Origin of the sequence: Bradyrhizobium sp. AZCC 1721, from assembly GCF_036924715.1 — a bacterium.
GTDB lineage: Bacteria > Pseudomonadota > Alphaproteobacteria > Rhizobiales > Xanthobacteraceae > Bradyrhizobium.
In genome coordinates, this window is sequence record NZ_JAZHSB010000001.1 from 4820619 (window position 1) to 4842714 (window position 22096).

A 22096-nucleotide genomic window follows, 5' to 3' on the forward strand; every position below is an offset into this window, starting at 1 on the left:
CTATTGCGGAAACGCGGGCGGAGCGATGCGCGGAACGGTTCGAAAAATCACACTACCGCGCCGTCTGGTCGCCGACCTCATGCACGCCTCGAACCGCGTGCCCTTTGTTTCGCTCTCGCGTCCCCTCAATATTCGAGCCCTGCAGGAAGCCCGCGCGCAGGCCGCTCAGCGGCCGGGCTGGGCCGCGATTTTCGTCAAGGCCTTCGCGCTGGTGGCCAAGGAACAGCCGATCCTGCGCACCCTCTACGTCAAATGGCCTATGCCGGCCTTCTACGAACTGCCCCGCAGCGTCGCGATGGTGGCGATCGCCCGGGTCGAGAACGGCCAGGATTGCGTACTGCCACAAAAGGTCGCCGCGCCCGACGAAATGCCGCTTGCCGAGGTCGACGCCCTGATCCGGCACGCCAAGGTGGCGCCGATCGATGAGGTGCCGGCGTTCCGGAAGATCCTGCGAACCACGCGGCTGCCGCTGCCGCTGCGGCGGCTGTTCTGGGCGGTCGGGCTGAATTTCGGCCGCCAGCGGGCCAATTATTTCGGTAGTTTTGGGGTCACCTCGGTGGCCGCCTATGGCGCGGGCCAGCTCCATGCCATCAGCCCCGGACCCTTTGTCCTGAGCTATGGGGTGGAAAAGTCCGACCAGACCATCGATATCGTCTTGCGCTGGGATCACCGGATTACCGATGCCGCCCCGATGGCCAAAGCGTTGAACCGGCTGGAACAGGTACTGAACGGCGAAATATCAGCCGAATTGCGGGCCAATCGGCAGCAAACCGAACCCAAACCGGTCCGCGCGGTCGCGACTTGACGGCTCCCGGTCTCCGTGAGGTCCCTTGTTCGTTGACAGAACAGCGGTTTCTCCCTAAGAACCCGCTTGCTCGCGGGCCGGTTTCGGCCCGCGATGCGTTTCGCGACCCGTGGTCCTCCCCGAGCTTTCGAGGCGGACCTGTCGGCCCCGGCAACCCCGGGGCACAGGAGGGCGCGTTTCCTCAACACTCAAACTCTTAAGCAGAGGACGCGATGACAAAGCGCAGTGAGGCGAAATACAAGATCGATCGCCGTATGGGCCAGAACATCTGGGGCCGCCCGAAGAGCCCCGTGAACCGCCGGGAATACGGCCCCGGCCAGCACGGCCAGCGCCGCAAGGGCAAGCTGTCCGACTTCGGCGTCCAGCTCCGCGCCAAGCAGAAGCTCAAAGGTTACTACGCCAACATTTCAGAGCGCCAGTTCCACGGCGTCTATGTCGAGGCCGGCCGGAGATGAAGGGCGACACCGGTGAGAACCTGATCGGCCTCTTGGAGCGCCGTCTCGACACCGTGGTCTATCGCGCCAAGTTCGTCGCGACCATGTTCGCCGCGCGCCAGTTCATCAACCACGGCCACATCAAGGTGAACGGCCGCCGCGTCAACATTCCGAGCTACAAGCTCCGGCCCGGTGACGTCGTCGAGGTCAAGGAATCCTCCAAGCAGCTTACTCCCGTTCTGGAAGCAAGCCAGCTCGGCGAGCGCGATGTGCCCGACTTCATCGAAGCCGATCACTCCAAGATGACGGCGAAGTTCACCCGCATCCCCGCGCTGTCGGACGTGCCGTTCGCAGTTCAGATGGAGCCGCATCTGATCGTCGAATTCTATTCGCGCTGATCGGTTTTCAGTTACGAGATATCAAAGGCCCCGGTTTTGCCGGGGCCTTTTTGTATGCGAGTATGCGTCGTCTCAACGCCGAGCCTCGCCGTGGGCTGAATCAATGCGGGTCCAACATGCGCTTGCGCGACTGCCACAACTTTCATGACTTCCGCAGGCTGGCCCGGCGACGGCTGCCCGGCCCTATCTTCGATTACATCGATGGCGCGGCTGACGACGAGGTGACCCATCGCCGGAACACCGCAAGTTTCGAGCGTTGTGACCTGGTACCCAATGTCCTGCGCGGCGTCGAAAACATCGATATGTCGGTGACAGTGCTGGGCCAGAAGCTCGCGATGCCGATCTATTGCTCTCCGACCGCACTGCAACGGCTGTTCCACCATAGCGGCGAACGCGCCGTCGCCGCTGCTGCGGCGAAGTATGGCACGATGTTCGGCGTATCCTCGCTCGGCACGGTAAGCCTCGAGGAACTGCGTCAGGCGCACGACACGCCGCAGGTTTATCAATTCTACTATCACCGGGATCGCGGTCTCAACCGCGCGATGATGCAACGTGCGAAAGAAGCCGGCGTCCAGGTGATGATGCTCACCGTGGACAGCATCACGGGCGGCAACCGCGAGCGCGACAAGCGCACCGGCTTTTCGATTCCATTTCGGCTGACGCTTGCCGGGATGTATCAGTTCGGGATCAAGCCGGCCTGGGGCATCAATTATCTCACGCATGAGCGGTTTAAGCTTCCGCAACTGGACCAGCACGTCGACATGGGCAGCGGCGCGCTGTCGATCTCCAAGTATTTTACCGAGATGCTCGACCCCTCGATGAACTGGGACGATGTGGCTGAAATGGTCCGGCTATGGAGCGGGCAATTCTGCCTGAAGGGCGTCATGTCGGTGGCGGACGCCAGGCGCGCCGTCGAGATTGGTTGCACCGGCATCGTGCTGTCCAATCATGGCGGCCGGCAGTTGGACGGTTCCCGCGCGCCATTCGACCAGTTGGCCGAAATCGTGGACGCGGTCGGCGATCGAATTGACGTGATCATGGACGGCGGAATTCAGCGGGGCACCCATGTCTTGAAGGCATTGTCGCTTGGAGCCAAGGCCGTAGGCGTCGGACGCTATTATCTCTATCCTCTCGCGGCGGCCGGCCAGGCCGGCGTCGAGCGGGCTCTCGACCTGATGCGGTCGGAACTCGAGCGGGGAATGAAGCTGATGGGATGCACAGCGATCAATCAGCTCTCTCGCGAAAATCTGCGGTTCAGATAATTTCTGTCCCGCCATCAAGTCAAAAGAGACGAGAAACTGCCATGCACTACACCCCTGCCCCGCGCGATCCCAAGGCCGATCCCATCCGCATCAACCTGCTGTCGGACACCCAGACGCGGCCGACGCCCGCGATGCGCGAGGCTATGGCGCGGGCGGAAGTCGGCGACGAGCAGATTGGCGACGATCCGACCGTGAATTTGCTTTGCGAGCGCGTGGCTGACCTGCTCGGCAAGGAAGCCGCCGTGTTCATGCCGTCAGGTACCATGTGCAACGTCTCGGCCACTCTCGCCCATTGCCGGCCGGGCGATGAAATCCTCGCCCATGCCACCGCGCATATCATTGCCCGCGAAGGCGGCGCGCATGCAGCGCTCGGCGGATTCCAGATCATGCCGCTGCGGGGCGATGACGGGCAATTCACGCCCGAAACGTTCCGCGCCGCGCTGCACCCGCGCTCGCGCTACCAGCCGCCGCAGACCGTCGTCAGCGTCGAGCAAACCGCCAATATCGGCGGCGGCACGATCTGGAAGAAGGCGGCGCTGGATGAAATCGTCGAGATCGCCAAGGCGCATGGGCTGATCACCCATATGGACGGCGCGCGGCTGTTGAACGCTTGCGTCGCCACGAAAATATCGGCGCGCGACATGGCCGCGGGCTGGGATTCAGCCTGGATCGATTTCTCCAAGGGCCTCGGCGCGCCGATCGGCGGCGTGATTGCGGGCTCGCGCGCCTTCATCGACGACGTCTGGCGCTGGAAGCAGCGCCTCGGCGGCTCGATGCGGCAGGCCGGCATTTGTGCCGCGGCCTGCGTCTACGCGCTCGACCATCACGTCGACCGCCTCGCCGACGATCACGCCAATGCGCGTGCGCTGGCGCGGGGGCTGTCGCAGATCGACGGCATCGAGGTGCAAGAGCCTGAGACCAACCTGGTGTTCTTCAAGCCTGACAGAGCCGGCATCGCCGGCGACAAGATGGTCGAAGCCTTGCGCAAGCGCGGCGTGCTGCTCGCGATGATGGACGGCCGCATTCGCGCCTGTACGCATCTCGACGTCAGTGCTGCGATGATCGAGGAGACTGTCGGGCTGGTCCGCGAGATCGTACGCAGCGCGTAAGAAGCATCAGCCCGAGGGCGTGAACTTAGGCAACGGCTGATGTGCGCGCCCGCCACAACGCGCTGCCAAGCAGCAGATACACCGCGCCCGTCCACATGGCCTGCCAGTTCTGGAAGCCTTCGTTGAGGACGATATAGATCGCCGCCAAAGCGAAGAGTCCGGCAAACACGGCCTCAGAGAGCGGCCGCTCGCCGGATTTCGATCCGTTGAGAAACGCCAATGTCCAGAACGGCACCACGGCCATGGTCAGGGCGGCGAACGGGAAATCGCGCCAGCGCGCGTCGAATATCAGGCTGAGCGCGGTCTGCGCGGCAATCAGCGTCGTCACGATCAGCGTCACGCCCAGTATGTTGCTCATGAACAATGGGGTCAGGCTCTTGCGCGGCCCCAACACTTCAAGAAACGCCGGAAGCCCCCGCCCCGACATCAGCGCGTAGGTGGCCAGCAGCGGCGCTGTCACGGCCGCCGTCAGCAGAAAACCCTGAACTAGCCAACCGCCGAGCCCGTAGCTTTCCTGGAGCATCTTGTCGATGCTGATGCCCAGCAAGATCCCGCCAGCGGTCGCGGATGCGGTGACCGCGGCCCACGATGTCAACGGCGCCGCGGCCTGCTGGCGCTTCCGCGTGAACCCGGCAACTGCGAATACACAGAGGCAAAGCAGCAGCCCGCCTGCCATCTGCAGCTTCCAGAACGGGTAATTGCTGATGGCCACGCCGGCCGGATATTTCAGCTTGCGTTCGGCCCCGTCGAACAGTCCCCAATAGCCCCCCACCGTTCCTTCCCAGCGGCGCTTCCACGGCTCGTCATAGGCCTCGAACAAATTGACGCGGAAGTTATCGCGCCGTGCTCGCTCGAGAATCTCGGAAATGAAACGTGCCTGGTTGACGCGGGACGCCAGCGCGCCGTCGCGCATCCGCCCGTGGCTTGGCCAGCCGGTTTCGCCGATCAAAATCTCCTTGCCGGGAAAGGCTGCCGCCACTTGCTTGCGTATCTCATCTATATGCGCGGCCGCATCCTCGGCGCGCGGGGGAACGTCTTCCCAATAGGGCAGGAAATGGGCGGTAACGAAATCGACATCGGCGCCTACCTCGCGGTAGCGCAGCCAGAATTCCCAGACATCGGCATAGGTCACCGGAATGTCCACGCGCGGCTTGACCGACTGGATCGTTTGGCGAAGGTCGCCGACGGTCATGTCGCCGCGCAGCAGCACTTCGCTGCCGACGATGAGCGCTGCGACCGTACCGGGATGATCCTTCACCAGCGAGACCGCAATGTCGGCGAGTTGCGCGTTCTTCGCGCGATCACGTCCGATCCACAGGCCGAGCAGAACCTTCAATCCGACCCTGGACGCAAGCTCGGGCACCTTGTCCAGCCCGTTGTCGATGGAATAGGTGCGGATGCATTTGGAGACCTTGGCAAGCTCCTGCAGATCCTCCGCGATCTGCTCCGGCTTGACGATGAGCGTCGGATCGTGCGGCGTCTGATCGTTGCGGAACGGCGCGTAGGAAACGCATTCCAGCTTCGATGCATCATCAATCGGCGCGCGCGTCAGCGCTACCGGCGTGGCCAGCCACCACCACACCGCGACAACGATGCCGAGCGATAGAAACAAAAGCGCCAGCGGCGTGCGAAAGCCGATTGGTCCTGCTCCCCTAATAGGACGAATGGATGTGCCTGTTTAGCCCTGCGCGCCAGGCATGTCGACCCGCTGGTCGCGCCATGTGTACAATTGCGCGAGAGCACGGAAGCGGCGATATTGAGCCCTTCAAGAGTGAGCTTTGTTTGCGCAAAATTGATCGCGCCTGACGAGTGAAATGATGGCATTCAACAGATTTTCCCGGCGACAATTTGGCAGACTTGCGGGCTGGTCGGCTCTTGGCATGTCGATGCTGTCAGCCAAATCCAGCACGGCGCAATCGAATCAGGCGACCGGAACACAGAATCAGCGTCCGTCGTCGGATTTCCCGAGCGGCTTCCTGTGGGGCACGGCGACCTCGGCCTATCAGGTCGAGGGCGCGGTCAACGAAGACGGCCGCGGGCCGTCGATCTGGGACCGCTTTGCCCACACGCCCGGCACCATTTCCGATCGCAGCAATGGCGACACCGCGACCGACCATTATCGTCTCTACAAGCAAGACATCGAGATCATGAAGTCGCTGGGCGCAAAAGCCTATCGATTCTCGATCGCATGGCCGCGCGTCTTCCCGGATGGGACCGGACCGGCAAATCCAAAGGGCCTCGATTTTTATCACCGCCTTGTCGACGAATTGTTGGCCAACGGCATCGAGCCGTTTGCGACGCTGTACCATTGGGACCTGCCGCAGGCGCTGCAGGATCGCTTCGGCGGCTGGACTTCGCGCGACACCTCGAAGGCATTCGCGGATTACGCCGCCCATGTCACTGCCCGCTTGAGTGATCGCGTGAGGCATTTCTTCACGATCAACGAATGCTCCAGGCTCGTTCATCTCGGCCACGGCCTCGGCGCCGACGCGCCCGGCCTCAAACTGCCTCAATCAGGATTGAACCAGGTCCGTCACCATGTTGCGCTGGGACATGGTCTCGCCGTTCAGGCCATCCGCGCCCATGGCCGAGCCGGAACGAAGGTCGGTCCGGCGGAGAATGCCGTGAGCTGCATCCCCGCCATCGAAACATCAGCCAACATCCGCGCCGCCGAGATGGCGACGCGCGAGCTCAACGCGGGCTACCTGACCGTGATCCTCGAAGGAAAATATACTGAGGCGTATCTGGCGCGGTCCGGCCAAGACGCGCCGAAATTCACCGCTGAGGATCTCAGCGTCATTTCATCCCCGATCGATTTCGTCGGGCTGAACGTCTATATGCCGGACCACTATGTCGTTGCCGCCGACAACGAGCGCGGCTTCACGCTGGCGCCGTTTCCCGCCTCGTTTCCGCACATGAAAGCGAGCTGGCTCAGGCCCGGCCCCGAAGCCATCTATTGGGTGCCGCGTCATGTCGCAAAACTTTGGAACGTGAAGTCGATCTATATCACCGAGAACGGAACGTCGGGGAGCGACCAGCCGGCGCCGGACGGAACCATCTACGACGTCGACCGCATCATGTATCTGCGCAATTATCTCACGCAGTTGCAGCGCGCGACATCCGAGGGCGTGCCCGTGCTCGGATACTTCCTGTGGAGCCTGATGGACAATTTCGAATGGTCTGATGGCTATGAGCAGCGCTTCGGCATCTACCACGTCGACTTCGATTCCAAGCGTCGTACGCCCAAGCTGAGCGCGTCGTTCTATCGCGAGACGATCGCGAAAAACGCCGTGGCGTAATCAGGCGATTGTCAATCCTTGCGCAGACCTTTCCCAAGCGCCTCGTACATGATCGTCTTCAGCGCCAGTTGAATTCGCCCGCCTTGCGTCGGAGCCTGCACCATGAAGACAACGAGCAAGTCGTCCTGCGGATCGACAAAATAGAAACTTCCGCCTGCGCCATCCCACCGGTATTCGCCGAGCGGCCATGTCGTGTTTGGCGGCGGTGAGGTGCGCACGGCAAAGCCAAGACCGAAGCCGCTGGATGGGCCCGGAAAGTAAAAGGGATCATGAATGATCCTGGTTTCAGGACCGATCTGATCCGAGGTCATCTGCGCGACTGTCTCGGGCTTGAGGTACCGCTTGCCGTCCAGCGTACCTCCATTCAGCAGCATTTGCAGGAATCGGGCATAGTCGGCGGCCGTCGAGACCAGACCCGCGCCACCAGATTCCCACCGCCGCAGCACTGTCGGGTCTCCGATTCCGGCCACCCGAAAACGATCAACGGGAAATGGCTGGGCGATGCGCGGCCACTTCGCGTCATCTGCGACATAGTATGCGGTCTCGGACATGCCTACCGGATCGAACAGTCTCTGCTTCTCGAATTGAAACAGCGTCTGCCCCGAGACCACCTCGACGACGCGGCCGAGCACGTCGGTCGAGTGGCTGTAGTTCCAACGCGTTGCCGGTTGATCGGCGAGCGGCAGTACCGCAATGCGGTCAGCGAATTCAGCGTTGTCGAAGTCGCCGGCGTATAATCTTGGATTGGCATAGAGTTTCTGCACCGCGGTTTCGCCGAAGAAGCCGTAAGTGATGCCGGACGTATGCCGCAGCAGATCCCTGATCGTGATCGGGCGCTTCAGCGGCTCGAGCTTGAGCGGGTACTGTCCTGCTTCATCGGAAAGATCGACACCGACTTTCGCATCCGCAAAGGCACGAATGTATTTGGACACGGGATCGTCGAGGGCCAGCTTCCCGTCGTCGATCAGCATCATCGCGGCGACCGAGGTGACGGCCTTCGACATCGAATAGATCTGGAAAATGGTGTCCGGCGTCATCGGCTGGCTGGACGCAGGGTCCCGCACGCCGAAACATTCAAGATAGACTGGTTTGCCGTGCTGCTGGATCAGAAGCACCGCACCGGGAATCTTGCCGGCCGTGACCTCGCTGCGAACGTAGTCACCAATCCGGTCAAGGGCCGCTCGCGAAAAAGTTGGCGCGGCTGCCATTTTCGGCTCGGCCCGCGCCTCCTGCGGCTGGCCGCCGACCAGGGAAACCACAAGCACCGCCGCAGCAAGGCAACGCCCTGCCGTGGTGCCATCAGTTCTCCAGCGCTTCATAGACCAACTGCTTCAGCGTCCGCTGGATGCGCTGGCGTTCCGTCGGCGTCTGCTCGAGCAGCACGAAGAACATGTCCTGCTTGCGGTCGACCACGAAATAGCAGCCGCTGGCGCCATCCCATTTCAATTCGCCAAGCGATCCCGGCGGCGGCGGCTTGGCATTGCCCGGATCGGTGCGCACCGCAAGGCCGAGGCCCATTCCGAAGCCGTCCCCGGGGAAATAGAAATAGTCCCGCTCGACACCAGACCCGGGGCCGACATAGTCGGTCGTCATCAGCTTGAACGTTTCGGGTTTCAGATAGGTCTTACCCTCGAACGTGCCGCCATTGAGCAGCATCTGCGTAAAGCGGCGGTAGTCCGCCATCGTCGAGTACATGCCGCCGCTGGCGAATTCGATCTTTTTGACATTGGTCGGGTTGGTGTCGCGGCCGACGCGAAAGTTGCTGTCGTTGGGTACCGGCAGTGCCATCCGCTTCTGCTTCTCCGGATCGATGATATAGAAGCCGGTGTCGACCATGCCAAGCGGATCGAGCAGCCTTTCGCGCATGATCGTGAACAGGGATTTTCCCGACGCGACTTCCATCACCCGCGCCAGGATGTCGGTGGAATGTCCGTATTGCCATAGCGCGCCCGGCTGGTTGTGCAGCGGCAGTTTGGCGATCCGCTCGGCGAACCCGGCCAGATCGAAATCTCCGTCATAGATATTGGCGGCCGCATAGGCCTTGCGGACCAGGGTGTCGCCGTAGAAGCCGTAGGTGATCCCCGACGTATGCACCATCAGGTCGCGGACGGTCATCGGCCGGCTCACTGGCACCAGCTCGAGCGTCTTGGTGCCGTCCTCGGCCTTCTTCTCGACACCGACCTTCACATTCGCGAAGGACGGAATGTACTTTGAGACGGGATCGTCGAGCTTGATCGTGCCGTCTTCGATCAATTGCATGGCCACGACCGACGTGATCGCTTTCGTCATCGAGAACAGGCGGAAGATGGTCTTGTCAGTGATTGGCTTCTTGGACTCCACGTCCTGAACGCCGAAGGTTTCGTGATAGACCGGCTTGCCATGCTGCTGGATCAGGACGTTCGCACCCGCGATCTTGCCGGTCGCCACCTCGTTCTTGAAGAATTCGGTGATCTTCGTAAGCTTGTCCTTGTTGAAACGCGCGCCGGCGGGAATGTCGAAGGTGCCTTCGGCGCGGACTTGCGGCGTAACCGCCAGCATCAGCGCGCCGCAGGCAAGCGCGCGCAGCATTTGACGCAAGTTCATTGGAACCCCCTCCAGAATTCGGAAAGGAGTGTAGCTGCGGCGTCAGTCGGCGCAAGGGCTGCCAAAGGCTGCCAGCGCCTGTTCATGCAGCAGGCCGCCGTCAGGGGAGAAACAGCAGAAGATGACCCTTGTCACGGCAGGCGCCGCGGCCAGTCCATCGACGACGGTTGCGACGGCGATGCCCGCCGCACGGTCGGCAGGGAAGCGATAGACGCCCGTAGAGATCGCGGGAAATGCCAGAGAGGAGAGCGCATTGGTCTGGCAGAGTTCGAGGGAGCGCCGATAGCAAGAAGCGAGCAACCCGTCCTCTCCAACATTGCCGCCGTGCCAAACCGGCCCGACGGCGTGGATTACATGCCTGGCCGGCAACCGGTATCCCCGGGTGATCTTGGCGTCGCCGGTCGCGCAGCCGTTTAGCGTGCGGCACTCGGCAAGCAGTTCAGGTCCTGCCGCCCGATGGATCGCGCCATCGACGCCGCCCCCGCCGAGCAGGGACGAGTTCGCGGCGTTGACGATGGCGTCAACGCGGAGCGTGGTGATGTCGGCAACAATGACTTCCAGCCGCGCCTGGCCGACCTGGCGCGCCAGCCCGCTCAGGCGGAAGCCGCCGCGTTGACGGTGACGCCCTTGTCGACAAAGAGCTGCTGCAATTCACCGGCCTGGAACATCTCGCGGATGATATCGCAGCCGCCGACGAATTCGCCCTTGACGTAGAGCTGCGGGATGGTCGGCCAGTTCGAATATTCCTTTATGCCGTTGCGAAGCTCGGCGGATTCCAGGACGTTCAGGCCCTTGTAGCCGACGCCGATGTGATCGAGGATCTGGACCACCTGGCCTGAGAAACCGCACTGCGGAAACTGCGGCGTGCCCTTCATGAACAGCACGACGTCGTTCGACTTCACTTCGTTGTCGATGAATTGTTCGATGCTCATATTTGCTTCCTTTTGGGGCTCAGCCCCCTGCGGCGTCGCGTAACGGGCCGGCTCGTCCATGTAACCCGGATACTTGTCATATATGTAGCCCAAACCGTTGTTCATCCAAAGTAAAATGGCGAAGAGCTGGCATGCGCGGGGTCGCCTCAGGGCGCCCGGGCAACCGCAGCCCATAGAATGACAGCATTAATGTCATAGCGCGGGCAGGCTTTTTTCCCGCAACGGAACCCCTATCTAGGACGGACTGCCCGTCAGGAACCAGTTTGCCAGCCTAACGTTCTCTCCCTTCACTGGAGATACCTGTGACGAAACCAGTATCCGCCGCCGCGTTCGCCGCCCCTGCCCCGTCACTTTTCTCGGATTCCGCCGCCCTCGCCCAGAATTTGGTGGAAGCCTATCTGGCCGTCCGCGGCGAGACCGAGCGCCGGGCCGCTCCGTTGAGCCCCGAGGACCAGCTCATCCAGTCGATGCCGGACGCCAGCCCGGCCAAATGGCACCGCGCTCATACCACCTGGTTCTTCGAGCAATTTCTGCTCGGCGAGCACTGCGAGGGTTACCAGCCCTTCCACCCTGATTATGCGTTTCTATTCAATTCCTATTATGTCAGCGCCGGACCACGGCACGCCCGTCACCAGCGCGGCCATTTGACCCGCCCGAGCGCCGACGAGATCACCGCCTATCGCCGGCATGTCGATGCCGCCGTGGTCAAATTCTTCCAGACCGCCGGCGAGGAGCGCCTCACAAAACTGGTCCCGCTGGTCGAGGTCGGCCTCAATCACGAGCAGCAGCATCAGGAATTGATGCTGACCGACATCCTCCACGCCTTTGCCCAGAACCCGATCCCGCCGGCCTACGATCCATCCTGGCGCCTCCCGACAGCGCACCGTTCGGCAGAGGAGTGGACCACCCTCAACGAGGGCATCCACACCGTGGGCCACGCCGACGACAGCTTCCATTTCGACAATGAAAAGCCCGCGCACCGCGCCCTGGTCGGCCCGGTGAGGCTCGCCCGCAACCTCGTGACCAATGCGGAATGGCTCGCCTTCATGCAGGACGGCGGCTACGGCACGGCCACGCTGTGGCTGATGGACGGCTTTGCCACGGCGACCAACGAGGGCTGGCAGGCGCCCGGCCACTGGAGCCAGGTCGACGGCGAGTGGCGGATCATGACGCTCGGCGGTTTGCAGCCGATCGATCCGGCTGCCCCGGTCTGCCATGTCAGCTATTACGAGGCGGATGCGTTTGCCCGCTGGGCGGGCCGCCATCTGCCGACCGAAATGGAGTGGGAGGTCGCCGCCCGCGCCGGCCAGCTCAACGATGCCTTTGGCATCGTCTGGCAGTGGACTCGCAGCTCCTACTCCCCCTACCCCGGCTACCGCGCCATCGAGGGGGCGCTCGGGGAATACAACGGCAAGTTCATGGTCAATCAGCTCGTGCTGCGCGGCTCCTCGCTTGCAACTCCGGCCGGCCACAGCCGTATCACCTACCGCAACTTCTTCTACCCGCACCACCGCTGGCAATTCACGGGGTTACGCCTCGCCGATTACGCCTGACATTTTCGATCATCGAAGCGCGCCGGAAAGCGCGTTCAGGAGAGTATCATGAATGTGCATGCCGCCGCTTTGGCCCAAACGCACCCGTTCGACGAACAGACCTCCGCCTTTGCCGGCGACGTGATCGGCGACCTCTCGCAGTTCCCCAAGCGGCTGTCGCCGAAATATTTTTACGACGCCACGGGCTCTGAGCTGTTCGAGCAGATCACGGTGCTGCCGGAATATTACCCCACCCGCACCGAGCTCGGCATCCTGCGCAGCCGCGGCGACGAAATCGCCGCACTCATTCCGGAAGGTGCGGCCCTGGTCGAATTCGGCGCCGGCGCGACCACCAAGGTCCGCCTGCTATTGGAGCGCTGCGATTTTTCCGCCTATGTCCCGGTCGATATTTCCGGCGATTTCCTGAACGCGCAGGCCGGCGGCTTGCGCAAGGATTTTCCCGATCTCGGCGTTTATCCGGTTGCCGCCGATTTCACCGCGCCGTTCGAGCTGCCGGCGGAAATCGCAGACCAGCCCAAGGTCGGCTTCTTTCCGGGATCGACACTCGGCAATTTCGAGCCGCACGAGGCGCGCGCCTTCCTGCGCAGCGCACGCGACATTCTGGGCAAAGGCGCACAGATGATCATCGGCGTCGACCTCGAGAAGAACGAGCGGGTGCTTTACGACGCCTATAACGACGCCGCCGGCGTCACCGCGCGGTTCAATCTCAATGTACTGGTCCGCATCAACCGCGAGCTCGGCGGCAATTTCGACGTCTCCGCCTTCATGCACCGCTCGGTCTATAATCGCGAGCGCCATCGCATCGAGATGCACTTGATTTCCAAGAAGGCGCAGAGCGTGCGCATCCTGGGACGGAATTTTTCATTCCGTCCCGGCGAGAGCATCCACACCGAGTCGAGCTACAAATACAGCTTCGACCGCTTCACCGCGTTGGCGCGCGAGTCCGGCTGGTCGGTGCGGGAATCCTGGAACGATCGCGACCAGATGTTCTCCGTTCACGCGCTGGCGGCGTCGGACTGAGGATTAGAGCGTTTTCAAGCGAAAGCCTGCCCCGGACTTGATCCGGGGTGGACACCGGTTCGCGTCAAGAAAGCGCGTCAAAACAGGAATCTAGAGCCCGGTTCTGATTCAATCAGAACCGAAAGGGCTCTAGCCGCGGGTTTTGCAGCTCACGTCTTGCAGACGGACCGCCTGCGGTCCGGTCGCGGCCTGCGTGTCGGCGCAATGCGGGGAGCGACAGATATCCAATCATCGGACAATCGGTCTGCACCCAACAGCCACGCGTGAATGATCCGCCACTTGTCTTGCCCGCGGGACTGGAAATCCAGAAGCGGAGATCCTGCGTCCTGCAGTTCGTGGAAAAATTTCAAAGAATCTTTTCCAGTCGGTCCGTCCGGCTCGATCATCTGCGTCAAGATCCAGCGGTCCCACTCTTCAATAATGCGTACTCTTGCTTCACTCTGTTTCATAGGCGCGTATTCCCAGCCACGGCTCCCCCGTGGGCACTGACTGATCGCGCTGGTCAAGTTTGATGGAAGGTGCCTACGCCGCCGCGCGTCCCCGCACCTTGCCGGGCGCAGTATAACCAAACTTCTTAACAAGTATTCATCTTTATTACCCCGCCCGCAAAACGGTCCATCTGCGCTGTCGTTTCCCCTTCGAAATGTCCAACTTTTGACGCGGACTCAGCCGAGCCTCCGCGGCAGCATGGCTTGGGGTGAGTTCGTGCCAGGGGATTTCAGTCATGGGCAACGCATTTCCAGCGTCAAGCAACCACGGGCAACGTTCGGCATCTTCGTCTGTTCACAGTGATACGGACACGGGCTGGGATGAGGGAGCAGACACCGAGCGGGCAGCGCTTCGCGAGGAAAATGCGAGGCTCCGCGCTCTCGTCGTCCAACTGTCGGATCTCGTCCTCAGAAATGTCGTCGATCATCACAACTCGCCGCAACTGGTGCCGATGAGGCGGCCCAGGCTGGATTAAAGGCACTATTCTGCCGGGTCGGATCGCAGCGAGACCGTTTCCCACACCGCGACCGCGATCATGATCGCGGTGGTCAGGATCGACAGCATCAACGGCGACAGCTCGCTTGCGAACCAGGCGAGCGCGCAAAGCGCGATGATGCCCGCCCCGTGGGAGAGCTGAAGGAAGCCGCGAAAGCTCAGCTTGAACAGGATGGTCCCGAGCAGAAACAGCAAGGGGCCGCCGATCGCGCTCAGTACGGTCTTGAGATCGGAATGTCCGCCGGGGTGTTTCAGCACCAGTTCGTCCGCCACCGCCGCGACGATGATGCCGGCCACGATCGGCATGTGCAGATAGGTATAGGCGAGCCGCGCCAGCCTTCCCGGCTCGCTCGATTTTGAAAGCTGTTCGGAGCCGGCTTCGGCGCCGATGTGGAAATAGATCCACCACATCGCGATGCTGCCGAGGAAGGCCGAGGTGAACGCCAGAACGTTTTCGGTGGTCCAGGTGAGTTCGGCAAAGGTTGCGCCGATCACCACGACGGATTCGCCGAGCGCGATGATGATGAACAGCGCGCAGCGCTCGGCCATGTGGCCGCCTTCGATCATCCAGTCCGCGACCGAGGACGCGCCGTGGCGGGGAATCCAGAACCGCACCGCCGGCGAGATATATTCGATGACGAGCGCAATGGCCCACAGCATCAAGCGCGGCTGCCCTTCCGCTATCCCTCCGGCGATCCAGAAGACGGCCGACACCGAAAGCCAGGCGGCGATCCGGACGGCATTCATGCGTGCCCGCGGCCGCGACGGCGGCGTCGACAACCACAGAAATATCGTCTTGCCGACCTGCATCGCCGCATAGGCGATGGCAAACCATAAGCCGCGCTCGTCAAATGCCTTTGGGATGGACGTCGATAGCACCAGCCCGCCCAGCATCATCGCGAACAGCAGCAGCCGGACCGGGGTCTTTTCGGGATTGAGCCAGTTGGTGATCCAGGTAGTGAATACCCATACCCACCAGACCGCGAGAAACAGCAGCGTGACCTGCAATGCGCCCAGCGGCGTAAAGTGAGCCAGCAGCGTGTGCGAAATTTGCGTGACCGCAAAGACGAAAACGAGGTCGAAGAACAGCTCCGCGTACGTGACGCGGCTATGCTGGTGCGGCACGATCCGGCGAAACAGCGCGCCGTGTGCGTTGTCTGTCATCGATGCCCCCGCCGTCTGGGGACTACCTCTCCGGTACCCCGGGTCCGCCAGGTACCCCGGTCTGCAGCGCCAGCGCATGCAGCAAGCCGCCCATCTGCCCCTTGAGCGACTGGTAGACGATCTGGTGCTGCTGCACCCGCGACTTGCCACGGAACGACTCCGAGATCACGGTCGCGGCGTAGTGGTCGCCATCGCCTGCGAGATCGCGGATCGTCACCTCGGCATCGGGGATAGCTGCCTTGATCATCGACTCGATATCGTGGGCATCCATCGGCATTCCAGCATGTCTCCGTCAGGTGTTTCGAATCACGGCCGGCTCGCGCGACCGTGACGGCCAAACCTAGCGCGTACGCTCTTCTAGGTCACGCCTGGCGGCACTATATTCCGGGCCGAAGCGTTTGACACCGCGAGATCGCGTCGCGCCCGATCATTTCGGGCTGACCGAAAAAGAGGCTCAAAATCATGAAATTGCCCGGTCCCGACCATCCGATCACGATTACGGCAAACCCCAAGCGCGTCCGGGTCTCGGTGGGCGACGTGGTCATTGCCGATACCACCCGCGCGCTGACCTTGAAGGAAGCCAGCTATCCGGCGGTGCAATATGTGCCGCGCGAGGACGCCAATATGGCGTTAATGTCCCGCACCGAGCGGACCACGCACTGCCCCTACAAGGGGGACGCGAACTATTTCAGCATCAACGCCAACGGCAAGCGTCTCGAAAATTCGATCTGGACCTACGAGACGCCCTTCCCGGCCATGGCCGAGATCGCCGGCCGTCTGGCGTTCTATCCGGACAAGGTGACGATCGAGGAAGTGGCGTAGTCAGAGGCGATATCATTCCGGGGCGATGCGAAAGCATCGAACCATGGTGCGCAATTGCGCCCCTGAGAATCCTATTCCCCGGTGTGCAATTGCACCCCTCGGGTCGGGCGTTTTCGCGCCATCCCGGAATGACGGCATGGAGCTACACCCTGAATATCGTGAGCCCGAGGATCAGGAGCACCAGGAAGATCACGACGAAGACATAGAACAGGAAGCGGGCGATGTCGGCGGAGGCCTCCGAAATGCCGGTGAAGCCGAGGATGCCGGCAACGATCGACACCAGAAAGAAGATCAGCGCCCATTTGAGAATTGTCATTGCGTGCTCCGCGACCTCTGAGGCCGTACCAGAGGTGGCCCCTCAATTTCACCTGACCTAACGGCCGGTTGCAACGCCGGTTCCGATCAGCCCGGAGATGCGGGTTCGCCAGCGCCCCGATTGGGCCTTGCTGAATCAGGTTCCGGGCGGCAACATTTGGCCACACAGCCTGGCTGGGAGGCGCGCATGACATCGATTTCCACCATGGGGCATGCCGACGTGGGCGCAGTGCCCAAGGCCAAATCGCGAAACCTTTCGCTCGATCGCGCGCGCACCTTCCTGACGCTGGTGGTGCTGCTCCACCACGCCGTCATCCCCTATACCTATTTCGGTCATACCGATCCGACGTCATTCTTCGGCTTCGACATGATCGTGCTCGCCACTGACAGTTTCTTCATGGCGATGTTCTTTTTCCTGTCGGGACTGTTCGCCTGGTCTGGTATCGCCCGGAAGGGACCGCTGAGCTATTTGGCAGATCGCCTGCTTCGGCTTGGCTTGCCTTTCGTGATCTGCGCCTTCACGGTCATTCCGCTCGCCTATTACGCCATCTCCCTGCGGCACCATCCCGAGATCGGCTTTTCGGAATACTGGTGGAATATGATCACGAAGGGCCCGTGGCCGAGCGGGCCGATCTGGTTCCTTTGGGTCCTGCTCAGTTTCGACGTGGTGGCCTGCATCCTGTATCGGCTGTCACCCAACCTGCTCGATCCGATCAACCGCCTCTCGCTGCACGGTCGTCGCCGCCCCGCAGTGTTCTTCGCGGTCATGCTTGCCGTCACCGCCGCGTTCTACATTCCCGGGCTGGTTCACTATGGACATAGCAGTTGGTTCGAGTTCGGGCCGTTCTCGGTCCAGCACGGGCGCGTGATGCTCTATGCGAGCTACTTCTTTTTCGGCGCCGGCATCGGCGTTGCGCAAATGGATCGCGGGCTGCTCGCGGCAGACGGCCGAATGGCGAAGGTGAGCTGGGACTGGATGGTGCTAGCGATCGTTCCGTATTGCCTCTTGTGGGTGCTGATCTTCATCAAGCGCGAAATACTGGGCAACCCGTCGCCGTTGCCGGACTGGTATGAAGCGCTCTACGCCATCTGCTTCACCGTCTTCAGCGTGGCCATCATGTTTCTGATACTGGCCTTTTTCCAGAGGTTCAGGCAATCGGGCTCAGCCAAGCTACTCGATCCGATGCAGGCGGACGCCTACGGCATGTTCCTGGTGCACTACCCGATCGCACTGTGGCTGCAATACTGGCTGTTCGATTATGAGCTGCCGGCGATCGTCAAGGCCACGATCGGGTTCGTACTGACGGTACTGTTGAGCTGGGGGATCACGCGCGCGCTGCGGCAGATCCCGGGCGCGACGAAGGTGCTTTGAGGAAGCGACACCGGCCTCACACGTCATTGCGAGCCACCCGGTCGGCGCGAAGCGCCGCCGGATGACAGGCTCCGCGAAGTAATCCATCTCGCAGCAAGCGGCGACATGGATTGCTTCGTCGCTTCGCTCCTCGCAATGACGGGGAGAGAACGCGCCTACGCCGCCTTGCCGCTCATGTAGGCCGGCAGCCAGTGCTCGAACGCCGTTTTCAGCGCATCCACAGCGACCGGCGCTTCACCGGCAACCGCGATCGCATCGCCACCCGTGGTGCCGATCCGCGCACAGGGCACGCCGGCGCCCTTCATCTTCGCCAGCACCAGGCCGGCGTCGGCCGCGGACACCGTTACGATATAGCGCGCCTGATCCTCGCCGAACCAGTAAGCGTGCGGCACGATCGCGTTCGGCGCCGCCAATAGCTGCGCGCCGATGCCACTGGCAATCGCCATCTCGGCCAGCGCGATCAGCAGGCCACCGTCGGAGACGTCATGCACCGCGGTTGCCGTGCCGGCGTGGATCATGCCGCGGACCACGTCGCCGTTGCGCTTTTCGGCGGCCAGATCGACCGGCGGCGGCGCGCCTTCTTCGCGGCCGCAGATGTCGCGCAGGTAGACGGACTGTCCGAGCCAGCCTTGCGTATCGCCGATCAGGAGGATCGCTTCGCCGGCCGCCTTGAAAGCCAGCGTCGCCGACTTGGTGAAATCGTCGAGCAGACCGACACCGCCGATCGAGGGCGTCGGCAGGATGCCGCGGCCGTTGGTTTCGTTGTAGAGCGAGACGTTGCCCGACACGACAGGGAAATCGAGCGTGCGGCAGGCTTCGGAAATGCCCTTCAGGCAGCCGACGAACTGGCCCATGATTTCGGGCCGTTCGGGATTGCCGAAATTGAGATTGTCGGTGATCGCGAGCGGCCGGCCGCCGACCGCGGTGATGTTGCGCCAGGCTTCGGCGACGGCCTGCTTGCCGCCTTCGAACGGATCAGCCTCGCAATAGCGCGGCGTGACGTCGACGGTGAGCGCGAGCCCCTTCGGCCCGTCCTCGACGCGCACCACCGCGGCATCGCCGCCCGGACGCTGCACGGTGTTGCCCAGAATGACGTGGTCGTATTGCTCCCAGACCCAGCGCTTCGAACACAGCTCCGGCGTGCCGATCAGCTTCTCCAGCGCCGCCGAAATGCCAACTGGGGGCTCCACTTCGCGTGCCTGCAGCATCGGCAAGACCGCGGACGGGACGTGCGGGCGGTCATACACCGGCGCCTCGTCGCCCAATTCCTTGATCGGCAGATCGGCCATCACGTCGCCGCCATGCTTGACCACGAAGCGCTTGGTCGGCGTCGTGTAGCCGACCACGGCGAAATCGAGGCCCCACTTCTTGAAGATCGCCTCGGCCTCTTTTTCCTTCTCGGGCTTGAGCACCATGAGCATGCGCTCCTGGCTTTCCGACAGCATCATCTCGTAGGCGCTCATGCCGGTTTCACGGGTCGGCACCGCGTTGAGATCGAGTTCGACGCCGAGATCGCCCTTGGCGCCCATCTCGACCGCCGAGCATGTCAGGCCCGCCGCGCCCATGTCCTGGATCGCGATCACGCAACCTTTTTCCATGATCTCCAGGCAGGCCTCCAGCAAGAGCTTTTCCGCGAAGGGATCGCCGACCTGCACCGTCGGCCGCTTCTCGGCGGAATCATCGTCGAATTCGGCCGATGCCATCGAGGCGCCGTGAATGCCGTCGCGGCCGGTCTTGGAGCCGAGATAGACGATCGGCATGTTCACGCCGGAGGCTGCCGCATAGAAGATCTTGTCGGCCTCGGCGAGGCCGACCGCCATCGCGTTGACCAGGATGTTGCCGTCGTAGCGGGTGTGGAAGCGCACCTGGCCGCCGACCGTCGGCACGCCGAAGGAATTGCCGTAGCCGCCGACACCGGCCACCACGCCCGACACCAGATGGCGCGTCTTCGGATGCTCCGGCGCGCCAAAGGAAAGCGCATTGAGGCAGGCAATAGGCCGCGCACCCATCGTGAACACATCGCGCAAAATGCCGCCGACGCCGGTGGTGGCGCCTTGATACGGCTCGATGTAGCTCGGGTGGTTGTGGCTCTCCATCTTGAAGACCACCGCCTGCCCGTCCCCGATGTCGATCACGCCCGCGTTCTCGCCCGGGCCCTGGATCACCCAGGGCGCCTTGGTCGGCAAGCCGCGCAGATGGATGCGCGAGGATTTGTACGAGCAGTGCTCGTTCCACATCGCCGAGAAAATCCCGAGCTCGGTGAACGTCGGCACCCGCCCGATCAGCTTGAGGATGCGCTCATACTCGTCGGGCTTGAGACCATGGCTGGCGACGAGTTCGGGGGTGATCTGGGGCTCGTTCATAGGTGCCTTAATAGGAAGATCGACAGGGGGCGAAAAGGCCTTTTATGGCGCATTTCCGCCCTGTCCAGAGCTTTGCGGAGGGCGCCCTGCAGGATCGGCGTTTGCACATCGTTCCCGGATCGGATTTAAGGGCTGAAACATCCAATTGAAGGCCATTTTTAGTGAACGAGCTGCCCCAAAACGCATTCCGCAACCGCCCAGACCTTTACGTCGAAACCGAGGGCGAATTCGCCGGCTGGCGGACCTGGACCCGCGACAGTTTTGAGACCCATAACGGCCCGTTCTGGCACCGGATGGACGAAAACGGCCGCGTGCAATGCGCGTTCCGGGTCGAGAAGAAGCACCTCAACGGGCAGCGCAACGTCCATGGCGGCTGCTTCATGTCGTTCGCCGATTACTGCTTGTTTGCGATCGCCTCCTCCGTGCTGGAGGGGCCGGGCGTCACGGTTTCGTTCGCGTGCGAGTTTCTCGACGCGGCGCGCGAGGGCGAACTGGTCGAATGCGAGGGCGAAATCACGCGCGCCGGCGGCTCGCTGATTTTCCTGCGCGGCGTGCTGAAATCCGGCGAACGGTCGCTGTTCACCTTCTCCGGCACCATCAAGCGGGTGAAGTGGAAGAAGCCGACTGGCGCCGCCGCCGTTGCCACCTGACGCGCCACAGGCACGTCGCGGCTGGCGCGACTATGCATTACTACTCGCGCTGGCGTGCTGCTGGAGCTCGACCTATCCGCTGACCAAGATTGGCCTCGGCTCGATCCCGCCGGTCACCTTCATCTCGGTGCGGTCGCTGATCGCGGCGGGCTTCCTACTGGTGATCCTGCGTGCCCGCGGCTTGCGGCTGCCGACGAACGGCAAGGCCTGGAGGCTGTTTGCATTCCAGCAGACCATCAACTCGACCATTCCTTTCCTGATGATCACCTGGGCGCAGCAATATGTGGCGGCGGCGCCGACCGTGGTGCTGGCCTCGACCACGCCGATCTTCGCTTTCCTCATCACTTGGGCCATCACAAGGCATGAGCCGGCGACGCTGCTGAGGCTGATCGGCGCCATTCTGGGCCTGGCCGGTACGGCCGTGACCATCGGCCTCGATACGCTCGGCGGGCTCTCCAGCAACCTCTTTGCCGAAATGGTCATCTTGATCGCCACCATCTCGTTCGCCTGCGCCACGATCTTCGGGCTCAAGCTGACCGATTACGACCCGATGGTGGTGGCGGCGGGCTCGCTGTTGTTCGGCGGCACGGTATTGTTGCCGCTCGCGCTGATCGTCGATCATCCCTGGACCTTGCGGCCGACGGCCGAGGCGCTGATTGCCACCGCCGCGATGGGCATCTTCTCGAGCGCCTTCGGACTGATGCTGTTCTACATGTGCCTGACACGGCTCGGCACACTGACCACCAATGCGCAGGGATACTTGCGCATCCCGATCGGCGTCGGCCTGTCGGTCCTGCTGCTCGGCGAACCCGTGCCGCCGAACCTGGCGCTCGGCCTCGTGTTGGTGATGGCCGGCGTCGCTGCGATGACCATCCCACGCGGCCATTATCGCAAGTGGATCGAGCGCCTGCGCGGGAAGCCGAAAGGTTGATGAGGGCCGTCGGCGGAATCTAGCCGATGTTGCTTTTGGGCGATCGAAAGCCACTCCGGCCGAGCCTGCGGGAACGGTAGTGGAACAGCAATCAACCATG

Annotated in this window: 19 protein-coding genes and 1 pseudogene; 11 read left to right on the forward strand and 9 right to left on the reverse strand. The window is 62.4% G+C overall.

Going from position 1 to position 22096, the window contains the following annotated elements; all coding sequences use genetic code 11:
- The first annotated feature begins 25 nt into the window (after positions 1 to 25).
- The 4 genes and pseudogenes from V1273_RS23360 (at position 26) to V1273_RS23375 (ending at position 4008) form a co-directional block, all read left to right on the forward strand.
- Positions 26 to 805, forward strand: coding sequence for an acyltransferase (locus V1273_RS23360; protein ID WP_334410970.1), 780 nt, complete (start codon positions 26 to 28; stop codon positions 803 to 805).
- Positions 806 to 1017: 212 nt separating this feature from the next.
- Positions 1018 to 1637 (forward strand): annotated as a pseudogene (gene rpsD / locus V1273_RS23365) (30S ribosomal protein S4).
- A gap of 116 nt (positions 1638 to 1753) precedes the next feature.
- Entirely contained in the window at positions 1754 to 2899 is a 1146-nt protein-coding gene (locus V1273_RS23370; RefSeq protein ID WP_334381623.1) for an alpha-hydroxy acid oxidase, read from the forward strand.
- A gap of 41 nt (positions 2900 to 2940) precedes the next feature.
- Complete coding sequence (locus tag V1273_RS23375) at positions 2941 to 4008, forward strand: threonine aldolase family protein (RefSeq protein WP_334410971.1); 1068 nt, start codon at positions 2941 to 2943, stop codon at positions 4006 to 4008.
- Between the two features lie 25 nt (positions 4009 to 4033).
- Here V1273_RS23375 and V1273_RS23380 read toward each other — a convergent pair whose 3' ends face one another.
- Positions 4034 to 5620 carry a glycoside hydrolase family 17 protein gene (locus tag V1273_RS23380; RefSeq protein ID WP_334410972.1) on the reverse strand — a complete coding sequence of 529 codons (1587 nt, stop codon included), beginning with the start codon at positions 5618 to 5620 and terminating at the stop codon, positions 4034 to 4036.
- A gap of 268 nt (positions 5621 to 5888) precedes the next feature.
- Here V1273_RS23380 and V1273_RS23385 point away from each other — a divergent pair, with 268 nt between their 5' ends.
- On the forward strand, positions 5889 to 7307 hold the full coding sequence (locus tag V1273_RS23385; protein ID WP_442894105.1) for a GH1 family beta-glucosidase: 1419 nt from the start codon (positions 5889 to 5891) through the stop codon (positions 7305 to 7307).
- An 11-nt stretch (positions 7308 to 7318) separates the two neighbouring features.
- On the opposite strand, the gene V1273_RS23390 is transcribed toward V1273_RS23385, so the two are convergent.
- From V1273_RS23390 to grxD, 4 genes are read right to left on the reverse strand one after another with little or no spacing between them, the layout of a single operon-like run.
- A complete protein-coding gene (locus tag V1273_RS23390) occupies positions 7319 to 8626 on the reverse strand; it encodes a serine hydrolase domain-containing protein (protein ID WP_334410974.1) in 1308 nt (435 codons plus the stop codon).
- On the reverse strand, positions 8607 to 9890 hold the full coding sequence (locus V1273_RS23395; protein WP_334410975.1) for a serine hydrolase domain-containing protein: 1284 nt from the start codon (positions 9888 to 9890) through the stop codon (positions 8607 to 8609). Before V1273_RS23395 ends, V1273_RS23390 begins: the two co-directional genes overlap by 20 nt.
- Before the next feature lie 42 nt (positions 9891 to 9932).
- Entirely contained in the window at positions 9933 to 10487 is a 555-nt protein-coding gene (locus tag V1273_RS23400) for an O-acetyl-ADP-ribose deacetylase (protein WP_334384197.1), read from the reverse strand.
- On the reverse strand, positions 10484 to 10822 hold the full coding sequence (grxD, locus tag V1273_RS23405) for a Grx4 family monothiol glutaredoxin (RefSeq protein WP_028349976.1): 339 nt from the start codon (positions 10820 to 10822) through the stop codon (positions 10484 to 10486). Before grxD ends, V1273_RS23400 begins: the two co-directional genes overlap by 4 nt.
- Before the next feature lie 302 nt (positions 10823 to 11124).
- Here grxD and egtB point away from each other — a divergent pair, with 302 nt between their 5' ends.
- A complete protein-coding gene (egtB, locus tag V1273_RS23410) occupies positions 11125 to 12375 on the forward strand; it encodes an ergothioneine biosynthesis protein EgtB (protein ID WP_334410976.1) in 1251 nt (416 codons plus the stop codon).
- A 48-nt stretch (positions 12376 to 12423) separates the two neighbouring features.
- Positions 12424 to 13395 carry an L-histidine N(alpha)-methyltransferase gene (gene egtD, locus V1273_RS23415; RefSeq protein ID WP_334410977.1) on the forward strand — a complete coding sequence of 324 codons (972 nt, stop codon included), beginning with the start codon at positions 12424 to 12426 and terminating at the stop codon, positions 13393 to 13395.
- Positions 13396 to 14364: 969 nt separating this feature from the next.
- On the opposite strand, the gene V1273_RS23420 is transcribed toward egtD, so the two are convergent.
- Together V1273_RS23420 and V1273_RS23425 are read right to left on the reverse strand one after the other, a co-directional pair.
- Complete coding sequence (locus tag V1273_RS23420; RefSeq protein ID WP_334410978.1) at positions 14365 to 15543, reverse strand: low temperature requirement protein A; 1179 nt, start codon at positions 15541 to 15543, stop codon at positions 14365 to 14367.
- A gap of 22 nt (positions 15544 to 15565) precedes the next feature.
- Positions 15566 to 15820: a BolA family protein gene (locus V1273_RS23425; protein ID WP_025590827.1), complete on the reverse strand. Its 255-nt coding sequence runs from the start codon at positions 15818 to 15820 to the stop codon at positions 15566 to 15568.
- Positions 15821 to 16005: 185 nt separating this feature from the next.
- Between V1273_RS23425 and V1273_RS23430 the strand changes: the two genes are divergently transcribed.
- Positions 16006 to 16365: a DUF427 domain-containing protein gene (locus tag V1273_RS23430; protein WP_334410979.1), complete on the forward strand. Its 360-nt coding sequence runs from the start codon at positions 16006 to 16008 to the stop codon at positions 16363 to 16365.
- Between the two features lie 142 nt (positions 16366 to 16507).
- Here the strand turns inward: V1273_RS23430 and V1273_RS23435 are convergent, their stop codons facing one another.
- Entirely contained in the window at positions 16508 to 16681 is a 174-nt protein-coding gene (locus V1273_RS23435) for a DUF1328 domain-containing protein (RefSeq protein WP_028349982.1), read from the reverse strand.
- 186 nt (positions 16682 to 16867) lie between these two features.
- Here V1273_RS23435 and V1273_RS23440 point away from each other — a divergent pair, with 186 nt between their 5' ends.
- The gene (locus tag V1273_RS23440; RefSeq protein ID WP_334410980.1) at positions 16868 to 18052 is read left to right on the forward strand and encodes an acyltransferase family protein; all 1185 of its coding nucleotides are present in this window, start codon (positions 16868 to 16870) and stop codon (positions 18050 to 18052) included.
- Between the two features lie 155 nt (positions 18053 to 18207).
- Here the strand turns inward: V1273_RS23440 and purL are convergent, their stop codons facing one another.
- Positions 18208 to 20415: a phosphoribosylformylglycinamidine synthase subunit PurL gene (gene purL, locus V1273_RS23445; RefSeq protein ID WP_334410981.1), complete on the reverse strand. Its 2208-nt coding sequence runs from the start codon at positions 20413 to 20415 to the stop codon at positions 18208 to 18210.
- Positions 20416 to 20576: 161 nt separating this feature from the next.
- Here purL and V1273_RS23450 point away from each other — a divergent pair, with 161 nt between their 5' ends.
- Together V1273_RS23450 and V1273_RS23455 are read left to right on the forward strand one after the other, a co-directional pair.
- Positions 20577 to 21065, forward strand: coding sequence for a PaaI family thioesterase (locus V1273_RS23450; RefSeq protein WP_334410982.1), 489 nt, complete (start codon positions 20577 to 20579; stop codon positions 21063 to 21065).
- Positions 21055 to 21996, forward strand: coding sequence for a DMT family transporter (locus V1273_RS23455; RefSeq protein ID WP_334410984.1), 942 nt, complete (start codon positions 21055 to 21057; stop codon positions 21994 to 21996). The genes V1273_RS23450 and V1273_RS23455 overlap by 11 nt, the downstream gene beginning before the upstream one ends.
- The last annotated feature ends 100 nt before the right edge of the window (positions 21997 to 22096 follow it).